This is a genomic window from Clostridioides sp. LIBA-6822 (genome assembly GCF_056688955.1).
In genome coordinates, this window is record NZ_CP196995.1 from 1,984,307 (window position 1) to 1,997,334 (window position 13,028).

Consider the following 13,028-nt stretch of genomic DNA (forward strand, 5'->3'; position numbering starts at 1 on the left):
TATATTGCAACAGATATACTTTTTAAAAAATAATCAAAATATTTAAAAATTTAAAAGACGAGGGAGAATATTATGAAAAATATATTAAAAAAATTAGGAATATTTACAATTATGTTAGGTTTAGTAAGTGGAATGGCAGGTTGTTCAAAATCGGATGATGAAAAGGGCAAAGATGCTTCAAAAGAAGCAAAAAAAGAAGTAATTGTAGGGTTTGATAATACATTTGTTCCAATGGGATTCTTGGATGAAAAGGGAGATACTGTAGGATTTGACGTAGATTTAGCTAAAGAAACATTTAAGAGACTTGGAATGGAAGTTAAGTTCCAACCAATAGATTGGTCAATGAAAGAAACTGAATTAAATGACTCAAAAACTGTAGATGTATTATGGAATGGGTATTCTATAACAGATGAAAGAAAGAAAATAGTATCATATACAGAACCATATTTACAAAATAAACAGATAATAGTTACTTTAAGTGATTCAAAAGTAAATTCAAAAGCAGATTTAAAAGATAAAGAAGTTGGGACTCAACAAGGTTCAACAGCACTTGATGCAGTAGAAAAGGATAAAGATTTTATGAATAGCTTAAAAGGTGGAGCACCAGTTCTTTATGATACTTATGATAAAGCACTTAGAGATTTAGAGATAGGTAGAACTAGTGCAGTTGTTGGTGATGAAGTTTTAATTAGATACTATATGGGTCAAAAAGGTGAAGATAAATATAAAGTATTAAAAGAAGACTTTGGATTAGAAGACTATGTTGTAGCTACTTCTAAAGAAAATCCAGAACTTTGTAAGAAAATAAATGAAACATTAAAAGAAATGAAAAAAGATGGAGCTTTTGACAAAATTTATGATAAATGGTTTAAGTAAAAGATAGATTAGCTGTTAAGAAGGGGGCACTAAAGGCATGTTACAAGGTTTAGAGATAGTTATAGCAATGTTTTGTATAACATTGATAGTATCAATTCCATTGGGAATTGCAGTTGCATTTTTAAGATTATCAAAAAATAAATTAATAAGTGGTATTACACAATGTTATATATTAATAATGAGAGGGACACCTTTACTTTTACAAATGATAGTCATATTTTATGGCTTACCTATTTTAGGAATTGTATTTGACAGATTTACAGCTGGAATAGTAGCTTTCTTCTTAAATTATGCAGCATATTTTGCAGAAATATTTAGAGGTGGAATACAGTCAATCGATAGAGGACAATATGAAGCTTCGAAAGTACTAGGATTTGATAAATTTACAATGTACAAGAGAATAATCTTTCCACAGGTTTTTAAAAGAATACTAGCACCTATTTCAAATGAAGTAATCACATTAGTAAAAGATACATCTTTAGTATATATATTAGGATTAAATGATATTTTAAGGATATCTCAAATAGCAATGAATAGAGAAGCAAGTTTATTACCACTATTTGAGGCAGGAGCAATATATCTTATATTTGTAGCTATACTTACTAAGGGATTTGAATTACTTGAAAAAAAATATTCTTATTATAGATAAAGTTACAATATTATAGGAGGAGGTTTTTTATATGTTGAAAATCAGAAACTTAAATAAATCATTTAAAAAAAATAAAGTACTAAAAGATATTTCTTTTGAGTTAGAACAAGGTCAGATTGGAGTTTTACTTGGCAAATCTGGTGCAGGAAAAACTACAATATTGAGATGTATAAATGGTCTTGAAGAATTTGATAGTGGAGAGATTATAATAGATAATGAGATAATAAAAAACAAGAAAGATATGTCAAAAATACGAGGCAAGATAGGAATGGTTTTCCAAAACTTTAATTTATTTCCTCATATGACAGTTCTTGAAAATATAATTGAGTCTCCAGTTAATGTTTTTAAAGTTCCTAGAAAAGAGGCTGAGGAGAGGGCTAGAGAACTTTTAAGATTAGTTGATTTAGAAGATAAATTAAACTCTTATCCATTTGAATTGTCAGGAGGGCAACAGCAGAGAGTTGCAATAGCTAGGTCATGTGCACTAATGCCAAAGGTTCTTTGTTTCGATGAACCTACTTCTGCACTAGATATAGATACTATTCAAAGGGTAGTCAATATAATGAACAGACTTAAAGATAAAGGCATGACTATACTAATAATTACACATGATGTTGTTTTCTCAAATAATGTTGCAGATAAGATTATAAGTATAAAAGATGGTATAGTAGAAAATGTTCAAATCAAAGAAAAAATTGTTTAATACTTTATAAATGGAAGTTATAGGAACATTTATAATATAAATAGGGGCTAAGTAGAATAAATACACTATGCCCTTTTTTTATTTGAAAATTTAATTTAATATTGAGTGATTGAGTAGGTTTAATATATTATAAAAGAATAATTTAAATATCTAATATAATTTAATGGTCATTTTAAAATAGAATAATTTTTTATGTTGAAAGCTTAGAATGATTGTGATATAAATTGGTTATAATATACAAATTATGGGTATAAAAATAAAAAATTAGAAAGGATTTTTAACACAATGATTAAATTATATGGATATACAAAGTGTTCTACCGTTAGAAAAGCAAAAAATTGGCTTAAAGAAAATGATTTAGAATTTAAAGATATAGACATGGTTCAGAATCCTCCGAGTAAAGACGAATTGGAGTCAATTTACAAGATTAGTGGATATGATATAAAGAAGTTTTTTAATACAAGTGGTATGAAATATAGAGAATTAGGTCTTAAAGATATTGTAAAGACTGAATCTGATGATAAGCTTTTAGAAATATTAGTGAGCGATGGAATGCTTATTAAAAGACCGTTGCTTTTTGATGGTGAAAATGTACTGTTGGGTTTCAAAGAAGATGTTTGGAAAAGTACTTTATTAAAAGAAGATTAGAAGTATGTAGGTGTATTGATTAAAATAATTGATACACCTATAAATTTATACATCAACTCTGGTTTTTATATATAAATTAGCAAATATATCTATCTAGTTATTAGATTCTATAGAATAGAAGAACTATGTAAGGTTCTATATAAATATATTATTAAATCTAAGTTCTGATTTCAATTTATTGATTCCTGCAATTTTATATGGGATTTTAGAAGACTACATTTAGAATCTAAGTATTACAACAAGATTTATTCTTTTGAGTATATCTGCTAATATTAAAATATTATTCTTAACAAATTTAAATCCAAAAAACTTCATATCAATAAACATATTATTTCTTATACAAAGAATATCATTTATTTTACTTAAAATAGTATAATATATAACGAATTATTACAAAATCACTTATTATTAACCATGAACATGTGTTTTATGCTATTATATTTATATAAGGGAATTGTCATAAAAAACATCTTATTTATACAAAAAAATAAAATTAACCTTTGTCTTATATAAGTATATTTTATAAACTGTATCTATACTTATAATTTTACAAATAATAATAGTATTTAAAAACTTGACAACAAAAAAAGAAAACTTTCAAAAGAATTAAATCTAAAAAGAATAGGAGATAAGTATGAGTATTGAAGATTTATATGGTTTTGAATGTGTTCCTGTGAACAATGATATTGATATTGATGATTTATTTGAAAAAATGAGAGAAGATGGAAAAGAAAATGGATATACACCAATTATAGTTATTGATGAAAAAGTAGGATTATTAAGAGAAAATATAGATATGATTAATAAAGAGTATGGTTCTCTTGAAAACTATAGAAAATATTGCTTAGAAAAATGTAATGAAATTGATGTAAATGAATTCTTCGATTCTAGAAAGTGTGAGATTCCAGAATTGCTAACAGAATTAATGGGTTCTGAGGACACTTTTTATGATTATAAAAATTTCAGCCCAATTACAAATATAGATATATTTCAAGAAAATAACGAAGTTTACATAGCCAAAGTTCCAACAATTAAACCATATGAAGTATTTGCATATATACCAATTGGTGGATTTAATGATTGTCCTAGTGATGAAGAACATGTAGCTGTTGCAAAATATTGGTATGAAAAATACGGAGCATTCCCAATTGCAATTGGATGTGATACAGTTCAATATTCTGCAAAAAATCCAATTGAAGATAATAAAAAATTTGATGATTTGTGTATTGAATTAGTTCTATATTGTGAAGATATTATTGTACAAGGATATGAAACATTAAAAGTTCTTAAAGAAGTATTACAACGCTCCACAATATGGCTTTTTTGGTGGGATTAAGGCAAATACATGTGAGTTATAAGTATTAAATTAAAAGTTTTAGAAAATTCATATGATAGTATCTTTTTTGTGATTTACAATTATAACTTATGGAAAAACAATTATGTTAAAATAAACTCGTGAATTCGGCCATGAGGATGAGCTATTTACACTTCATGGCTTTTAAACATATTACTATATTACACTATTTTATTTTTTATATACAGTGTATTACAGTAATATGTTTAAATTATACAGATTTTAAAAATTATTTGATATTACAATTAATGTGTTTAAAGATAATTCTAGTTTATAAAATAAATACTTTATATGTTATAATCATTAAGAATGTAAAAAATAATATATCGTTTTATAGTTCATATTTTTCTAGATATGGAGGTGGATTTTATGAAGGAAGAAGAAAAATTAGAAAAATTAAAAGAAATACTACTTGAATTAGGAAGTGTTGTAGTTGCTTATTCTGGTGGAGTAGATAGTAATTTTTTACTTAAGGTAGCAAAGGATACATTAGGAGAAAATGTTATAGCTGTAACTATACATGCAATGATGCATTCAAGTAGAGAGATTGAAGAAGCTAAAGAATATACTAAAAATTTTGGTGTTAAACATATCATATTAAATATAGAAAACTTTGACTTAAAAGAGTTTAAAGAAAACGGTGCGGATAGATGTTACCATTGTAAGAAGTATATATTTTCTAAAATAAAAGAGATAGCAAAAGAACATAATATAAAGTACATAGTAGATGGAACAAATATAGATGACTTAGGAGATTATAGACCTGGTCTTAAAGCATTGAGTGAGTTAGGAGTAATTAGTCCATTAAAGGAGAGTAGTTTGAAAAAAGATGAAATTAGGTCACTTTCAAAAAAACTAGGATTAGGTACTTTCAATAAACCATCATTTGCATGTCTTGCAAGTAGAATTCCTTATGGAGTTCAAATAACAGACGAAAAACTAAGAATAGTGGAAAAGAGTGAAGAATACTTATCTGATTTAGGTTTTTCTCAATTTAGAGTGAGAATGCATGGAGATATAGCTAGAATAGAAGTTGGTCAAGAAGAGTTAGGTAAATTTTTTGAAAATAACAATTTTAGCAAAGTTGATACTAAATTAAAAATATTTGGCTTTAAATATGTTACACTAGATATGTCAGGGTATAAAATGGGAAGTATGAATTTAAATATGTAGATTATTTAAAAAATAAATAAATTTTGTAATTAACATAGGAAACAGGAGGTTTTATGAAAAGTTATACATTAATATCGCCATGTTTTTTTGGAATGGAAAAAATGCTGGCTAGAGAAATTACTAATTTAGGATATGAAATAATAAAAACAGAAGATGGAAGAATAACATATAAAACTGATGAGTTTGGAATAGCAAAATCAAATATGTGGTTAAGATGTGCTGAAAGAGTTCATCTTAAAATTGCTGAATTTGAGGCAAAAAGTTTTGATGAATTATTTGAAAATACGAAAAGGATAAATTGGTCTCGATATATACCTTATGGAGCTCAATTTCCTATATCAAAAGCTTCTTCTATAAAATCAAAATTACACAGTACACCAGATGTACAAGCCATAGTAAAAAAAGCTATAGTAGAAAGTTTAAAGAAAAGTTACTTGGAAGATGGTTTGCTTAAAGAAGATAAAGAGAAATACCCTATATTTGTATTTATACACAAAGACAAGGTAACTATTTCTATAGATACAACAGGAGATGCTTTGCACAAGAGAGGATATAGAGAAAAAGCAAATAAAGCTCCAATAAGAGAGACTTTAGCTTCTGGGCTTATTTATTTAACACCATGGAAAGCAGGTAGAGTTTTAGTGGACCCTATGTGTGGTTCTGGTACTATATTGATTGAAGCAGCTATGATAGGTATAAATATGGCACCTGGTTTAAATAGAGAATTTATATCAGAAAAATGGAGAACTCTTGATAAAAAAATATGGTGGGATGTAAGAAAAGATGCTTTTAATAAGATAGATAATGAATCTAAATTTAAGATTTATGGATATGATATAGATGAAGAATGTATAGATATAGCTAGAGAAAATGCTGAAATAGCAGGTGTAGATGAATATATAGAATTTAACATAGGAGATGCGACTCAATTCAAAAGTGAGGATGAGTTTGGATTTATAATTACTAATCCTCCTTATGGAGAAAGATTGGAAGACAAAGATAGTGTCAAACAATTGTATAAGGAGCTTGGTTATGCATTTAGAAAATTAAAAAATTGGTCGTATTATTTGATAACATCTTATGAAGATTTTGAATATGAGTTTGGACAAAAAGCAGCTAAAAAAAGAAAGTTGTATAATGGTATGTTAAAAACCAACTTTTTCCAATACCCAGGTCCTAAACCTCCTAGAAACAATAAATAGCTTTTACATTATTTATGGATAAAAAATATAAATTTTTATTAAAATAAGTAAAACATTATGACGACTTGAAACGTCTAATTATTGTGAGGAGATTTTTGTGAGCAAATTTCAAGATTAATAGGATTAGGAGGAGTTAAATGAAAGTGTTAAAACTTATTACTGTAGTAGCCCTAATGATGATATTTGTTACTGGATGTAATATTAAAACTGAGTCTCCAGAACAATTAGCAAAGATACCTGACTATGATGATACAAAAAAAGTATTGTATGATGGTATTGACCAGTTATTAAAACCAGACTCATCTATGATATTGCCTTCTAATGCAAAAGAAGTAGGAAAAATAAATAAAGTGGATTTAAATGGTGATGGAGTTGATGAGTTAGTAGTATTTGAGCAAAAAGAAGATTTAAGTAATAATGTAACTCAGGTAGGGTTTGTAACTTTAAGCTATAATGGAGAAAAATACGTACTTGGTGACCATTTTCTAGAAAATGGTGAGTCAATAGAATATGCCAATTTTTATGATTTGGATTCAGATGGATATAAAGAAGTCGTTTTATTGATTAAATCCAAGGACAAAACTAATATGCATATATATAAAGTAAAAGATAATGAAATAACAAAGGAGTATGACTTGGATGCGTCATGGCTTCCAAATGAAGAAGATTTTAATGATATGAAAGTGAAAATTGGATATATAGATGGAGATGACAAATTAGACATATTGATGCTTCATTTAAATAATAAGACTAATGAAATGTTTGCAAGTGTTGCGAACTTTGATGGGAGTATGAAAATTAAGGATTATGTTAAGTTTGAAAATGTGAAAAATTTGAGTGAATTATATATAACTTTAGGTAATGTTGCTTCATCTATTGGAAATTCCTCTGCTGCCATAAAAGGAGTTGTACTTGATATTCCTATATTAAAAGATAATAACTATATTACACAGATACTTTATATGAAAGATGGAAAAATTAAAAAGGCTTTTAGTGATTATGATAAAACTATCACTAAATCTTATTACATACCTGTAGATGATATTGACAAAGATAAGATTATAGAAATACCTATAGTAGCAGGTAACAATAGAAACACTTATAGCTCTAAAGCATCTGCAAATATAAGTTGGTATAGATGGAATGGAAAAGAAGATGCCAGTTCAAGCTTAATATTTACAAGTCAGATATACTATAATTATAAATATAATTTTAAATTATTTATTCCAAATAATTTATTTGATAAAATTCTTGTTGAACAAGAATTTGTTGGAGAAAAAGCAGTATTTAAATTTTATTATTTTGACTATTCAGACCGTAAGAATTTGTTTAATATAGTAGTAGAGAGTAAAAATAAACTTGAAGATAGAAAAAATCCAAATACTCAAAATTCTATCGTACTTCAAGAGAGTGATGAATATACTTTCTTGCTAGTTATAAATGATGCAAATGGAATGGATAAGCTAGATATTACTATAGACGCATTAAAAGAATATTTCTCATTAATATATGGTTAATATTATACTCAATTGGAGGTTTTATTTTATGAAGGAAAAGATACTTATACTAGAAGATGAAATTGGTATTAGAAGTTTTGTTAGTATAAACTTAAAAAGAGAAGGTTATGAGATAGTTGAGGCAGGTACTGGAAGAGAAGCTATAGAAAAAATGACAACAGAAAGTGATATTACAATAGCTCTTTTAGATGTGATGCTTCCAGATATAAGTGGAATAGAGGTATGTAAATTTATAAGGGAAAACTTTGACCAAGTAGGCATAATAATGCTTACTGCTAAAGCCCAAGAGGATGATAAAATAGAAGGATTTATTTCAGGAGCAGATGATTACATCATAAAACCATTTAGTATAAAGGAACTTTTAGTTAGGGTTTCAGCTCTTCTTAGAAGAGTAGCAAAGGATGATTCAAATGTTAAGTCAAGTGAGATAGTTTCTCCTCCATTTATACTTGATATAGATAAAAGAAAGCTATTTAAAAATGGAAAGGAAATTGAGCTTACTCCAACTGAGTTTTCAATAGTGAAATATCTGATATCAAATGCCAAGCAGTCATTAAGTAGAGACCAAATATTAGATGAAGTTTGGGGAACTAATTACTTGTATGATTTTAAAATAGTAGATGTAAATATAAGAAGGATAAGAAATAAAATAGAGGATGACCCATCAAAGCCAAAATATATACAAACTATTTGGGGTTATGGATACTGTTTTAGAAAGGAAGAATAATAGTGTTACATTTTGAAGGTCTGAGAAAGAAAGTAATAAAAAACTACTTTATAATAATTATTATAATGGTTACTCTGTTTGAAGGATTGTTCATGTTTTATATACAAAACTACTACTATGATTCTGTCAAACAACTACTTGAATCTGAAATAAAATATGCTGATGAATATAATGCTATTACAATGGAAACTACAAGCTTTGAGAAAAAAGTAAAAAACATATTTGATAAACAACCATTAACTAAGAACTCAGAATTTGGAATTTCAATAATAGATAAGGATAAAAATATTATATTAGACCAATATGGTTTTAAGAGTAAAGAAAAAGCAAATTATGAAGATGTCAATAATGCACTAAAAGATATAAAGACCAAAAACTTAACACCATATACTTATAGAATACCAGATACAGGAGAACATGTTATGAGTATCTCTCTGCCACTTAAGGTAAATAATATAATAGAAGGTGTTGTTAGATATACAGTTTCATTAGATGCTATTGATAATGCGATATTAAAACAAGCTACATGGCTTATATTAGCTGGAATATTTATACTTATAATAGCTATATTAATAAGTCTTAAATTTGCTGAGACTCTTATAAAACCATTACGAGAATTAAAGAAATTTGCAAATGAATTAGCTGTAGGAAATTATAATATAAAATTAGAAAACATGAAAATTGTAGATGATGAGATTGGTGATTTGGCACAGACATTTGAACATATGGCACATGAGATTGATAAGAGTGAAAAATTAAAAGAAGAATTTATATCTTCTGTATCACATGAACTAAGGACTCCCCTTACATCTATAAAGGGATGGAGTGAAACCTTAGGTTATGAAAGTATAACAAGAGAAGAGTTAGATTTAGGTCTGGGTATTATACAAGATGAAACAGAAAGGCTTATAAAACTTGTGGAAGAGTTATTAGACTTTTCAAGACTTTCTTCAGATAGGATAAAACTTCATGTTGATATAGTTGATGTTGAAGGCTTAGTCGTAGGTGTTGTAAATCAACTTAAAGTTAAAGCTGCTGAAAAAGATATAGCACTTTTGTTTGAATTTGAAAATGAGTTTATAGAGAACATTCAAGGTGATAAGAACCGATTAAGACAAGTTCTTATAAATTTAATACAGAATTCATTTAAATTTACTAGTCAAGGTGGTTACATAAAAGTTGTAGCTTCTCAAAATGAAGATATAACGACCATATCAGTTGAAGATAACGGCTCAGGTATAGAAAAGCAAAATCTAAATAAAGTATTAGATAAGTTCTTCCAAGAAGATTATAATAAAGCTGGTAGTGGACTAGGCTTAGCAATTAGTAATGAAATTGTAAAGCTTCATGGTGGAAGAATGAAAATAGAAAGTGAAAAGAATGTTGGAACAAAAATAACTTTTAATATAAAAAATAAATTTGCTAAACAAGCATAAATTCTTAGAAAGAGGATTAATATGAGAAACATAAAAATGATAGTAGCATATGATGGTTCAAGATATAAAGGATACCAAAAACTAGGTGACAATAATATGACTATACAAGAAAAACTTGAAACTGTCTTAAGTAAAATGACTAATGAAACAGTTGAGATAATTGGTTCTGGAAGAACTGATATGGGAGCTCATGCTAGAGGACAAGTGATAAATTTTAGAACAAATTGTATGGATTCAGTGGACAAAATTCAAAAATACTTATATGAATATTTGCCAGAAGATATAGTTGTAAAAACTGTTGAAGAAGCTGATGAAAGATTTCACTCAAGATATAATGTAAAATCAAAGACTTATATGTATAAAATTGACAATAACAAATATCATAATCCTTTTATAAGAAGATATGCTACTCATGTAAGTAAAAAATTAGATTTAGATAGAATGATAAAAGCAAGTGAATATTTAATAGGAGAACACGATTTTACTAGTTTTGCTTCTTCTAAGTCTAAGAAAAAATCAAATATAAGAGAAATTTATTCAATAAATATAAAAGAAGATGATAATGTTATAGAAATATACATAGAAGGAAATGGATTTTTGTATAACATGGTAAGAATAATAGTGGGTGCTTTGATAGATGTAGGTCTTAAAAGAAAAGCTCCACAAGATATTAAGTATATGCTTGAATCGAAGGATAGAAGCCAATCATCAGATACGGCACCAGCTAAAGGGTTATGTCTTTGGAAAGTAAGATATTAGTTAATTCTATAGAAAATATTCTTGAAATAAAAATAAAATAAATTATATAGTTGACATAAATGGAAAAATAAACTATTATATATTTTATAAGAGAGTTATGAAAAAGTTTATATTTAAATCCTGTGAGAAAGAGAGTAACTTCTATGCGTTTTATAGAGAGCTAAGGATGGTGGAAGCTTAGCAAATGAGTATTGGTGAAAAGAACTTTGGAGGATGCTAATTGAATTTAGTATGTTAGTAGGTAATCTCGCCTTAAGAGAAAGAGTGGATAAGTTTATCTTATCAATTAGAGTGGTAACGCGGATATATTTCGTCTCTTGGTTTTTCCAAGAGGCGTTTTTTAATATATTTAATTACTAATGTTTATATAGTATGTTGAACATTTGCTAATTGATTAGCTAAGTTTATCAATAAGAGTGGTACCGCGGATATTTCGCCTCTTAGTATTTTAAAATACTGAGAGGTTTTTTTAGTATTAAAATGATTTTAAGTGAACTTAAATTCTCAAAATCATTCAATATTAAGAATTTCTATTAAATAAAAAATAAAAATCATAATTTAAATTGGGAGGAATTGAAAATGAAGGAAAAAGTAGTATTAGCATATTCAGGAGGTCTTGATACATCAATAATAATACCTTGGTTAAAGGAAAATTATGAAGACATAGATGTTATAGCTGTTTGTGGAAATGTAGGTCAAGAAGATAAAATGGAAGATGTTTATGAAAAAGCTTTACAAAGTGGAGCATCAAAGGCATATGTGGATGATATAAGTGAAGAATTTGTAACTGAAACTATATTTAAGGCTATAAAAGCAGAAGCTAAATATGAAGGGAAATATTTATTAGGAACTTCTTTAGCAAGACCTATAATAGCTAAAAAACTAGTTGAAGTTGCTCATAAAGAAGGTGCAAAATATATATGTCATGGATGCACAGGAAAAGGTAATGACCAAGTTAGATTTGAAGCTACAATTGCAGCTCTTGACCCAACTATAAAAGTTATTGCACCTTGGAGAATGTGGGATATAAAATCAAGAGAAGACGCTATAGATTATGCTGAAAAACACAATATAAAGGTAACAGCAACTAAAACTAAAATATATTCAGTAGATGCTAACCTTTGGCATGTATCAACTGAAGGTGGAGATATAGAGCATTTACAAAATGAACATAAGAAAGATGTCTACAAACAATGTGTAGACCCAGAAGATGCATGTGATGTGGCTGAATATGTAGAAGTTTACTTTGAAAAGGGTGTGCCTAAAAAGGTAAATGGTGAAGAATTACCTCCAGTTGCATTAATTCATAAATTAAATGAATTAGGTTGTAAACATGGAATTGGTGTTATAGATATAGTTGAAAATAGACTTGTTGGTATGAAATCAAGAGGTATATATGAGACTCCAGGAGGAACAATTCTTTATGAAGCACATAATATTTTAGAAAGTGCTACTCTAGACAAGGATACATTACATTTTAAACAAATGGTATCTTATAAATATGGAGAACTTATTTACAATGGATTATGGTATTGTAAGTTAAGAGAATCTATAGATGCATTTATGGAGCAAACTCAAGACAATGTTACAGGAACAGTAAAAGTTAAACTTTATAAAGGTAATATAAAACCTGCTGGAATATTTACTGAAAATGCTCTTTATGATGAAGGAATATCTTCTTTTGGAAATAGTGAACTTTATGACCACAAAGATGCAGAAGGATTTATTAATTTATTTACTTTACCATTAAAAATCAGAGCTATGAAAGCTGGAAAATAATATAATAAATTGTTTAAGAGCGTATAAAAACTATTTTTAGTTTTATATGCTCTTTTTTTATTTAGATTTATTCTATTATGTAATACACAATAGAATAAGATATATTATAATTTCAAATAACTTAGTAATATAAAAATGTAATGTCCTTAAATATAAACTTTATAAGTATAAGAGCTATTGACTCTCTCATTGTAAGAGGGTTTAT

The 13,028-nt window shown here is 27.3% G+C and carries 12 protein-coding genes and 1 other annotated feature; all 12 genes read left to right on the plus strand.

Translation table 11 applies throughout. The features are described 5' to 3' along the window. Window positions 1-72: 72 nt before the first annotated feature. The 12 genes from ACTG48_RS09515 to ACTG48_RS09570 all read left to right on the plus strand — a co-directional run bounded on the left by ACTG48_RS09515 (window position 73) and on the right by ACTG48_RS09570 (window position 12,823). Window positions 73-876: an amino acid ABC transporter substrate-binding protein gene (locus ACTG48_RS09515; protein WP_479918678.1), complete on the plus strand. Its 804-nt coding sequence runs from the start codon at window positions 73-75 to the stop codon at window positions 874-876. A 37-nt stretch (window positions 877-913) separates the two neighbouring features. Then, window positions 914-1,525 carry an amino acid ABC transporter permease gene (locus ACTG48_RS09520; protein ID WP_479918679.1) on the plus strand — a complete coding sequence of 204 codons (612 nt, stop codon included), beginning with the start codon at window positions 914-916 and terminating at the stop codon, window positions 1,523-1,525. Window positions 1,526-1,556: 31 nt separating this feature from the next. Next, window positions 1,557-2,228 carry an amino acid ABC transporter ATP-binding protein gene (locus ACTG48_RS09525; protein WP_479918680.1) on the plus strand — a complete coding sequence of 224 codons (672 nt, stop codon included), beginning with the start codon at window positions 1,557-1,559 and terminating at the stop codon, window positions 2,226-2,228. A 285-nt stretch (window positions 2,229-2,513) separates the two neighbouring features. Next, on the plus strand, window positions 2,514-2,876 hold the full coding sequence (locus tag ACTG48_RS09530; RefSeq protein ID WP_479918681.1) for an arsenate reductase family protein: 363 nt from the start codon (window positions 2,514-2,516) through the stop codon (window positions 2,874-2,876). Window positions 2,877-3,510: 634 nt separating this feature from the next. Next, the gene (locus ACTG48_RS09535) at window positions 3,511-4,212 is read left to right on the plus strand and encodes a DUF4253 domain-containing protein (RefSeq protein WP_021384578.1); all 702 of its coding nucleotides are present in this window, start codon (window positions 3,511-3,513) and stop codon (window positions 4,210-4,212) included. A 387-nt stretch (window positions 4,213-4,599) separates the two neighbouring features. Further along, a complete protein-coding gene (gene larE / locus ACTG48_RS09540) occupies window positions 4,600-5,403 on the plus strand; it encodes an ATP-dependent sacrificial sulfur transferase LarE (protein ID WP_021384585.1) in 804 nt (267 codons plus the stop codon). A gap of 53 nt (window positions 5,404-5,456) precedes the next feature. After that, window positions 5,457-6,605, plus strand: coding sequence for a THUMP domain-containing class I SAM-dependent RNA methyltransferase (locus tag ACTG48_RS09545; protein WP_021384593.1), 1,149 nt, complete (start codon window positions 5,457-5,459; stop codon window positions 6,603-6,605). Between the two features lie 137 nt (window positions 6,606-6,742). Continuing rightward, the gene (locus ACTG48_RS09550) at window positions 6,743-8,122 is read left to right on the plus strand and encodes a hypothetical protein (RefSeq protein WP_479918682.1); all 1,380 of its coding nucleotides are present in this window, start codon (window positions 6,743-6,745) and stop codon (window positions 8,120-8,122) included. 28 nt (window positions 8,123-8,150) lie between these two features. After that, window positions 8,151-8,849 carry a cell wall metabolism DNA-binding response regulator WalR gene (gene walR, locus ACTG48_RS09555; protein ID WP_021384573.1) on the plus strand — a complete coding sequence of 233 codons (699 nt, stop codon included), beginning with the start codon at window positions 8,151-8,153 and terminating at the stop codon, window positions 8,847-8,849. 2 nt (window positions 8,850-8,851) lie between these two features. Continuing rightward, complete coding sequence (walK, locus tag ACTG48_RS09560) at window positions 8,852-10,285, plus strand: cell wall metabolism sensor histidine kinase WalK (protein ID WP_479918683.1); 1,434 nt, start codon at window positions 8,852-8,854, stop codon at window positions 10,283-10,285. A gap of 21 nt (window positions 10,286-10,306) precedes the next feature. Further along, window positions 10,307-11,044 carry a tRNA pseudouridine(38-40) synthase TruA gene (gene truA / locus ACTG48_RS09565; RefSeq protein ID WP_479918684.1) on the plus strand — a complete coding sequence of 246 codons (738 nt, stop codon included), beginning with the start codon at window positions 10,307-10,309 and terminating at the stop codon, window positions 11,042-11,044. Window positions 11,045-11,157: 113 nt separating this feature from the next. Continuing rightward, window positions 11,158-11,365, plus strand: a binding site (T-box leader). A 258-nt stretch (window positions 11,366-11,623) separates the two neighbouring features. Next, window positions 11,624-12,823, plus strand: a complete 1,200-nt coding sequence (locus ACTG48_RS09570; RefSeq protein WP_479918685.1) for an argininosuccinate synthase — start codon at window positions 11,624-11,626, stop codon at window positions 12,821-12,823. The last annotated feature ends 205 nt before the right edge of the window (window positions 12,824-13,028 follow it).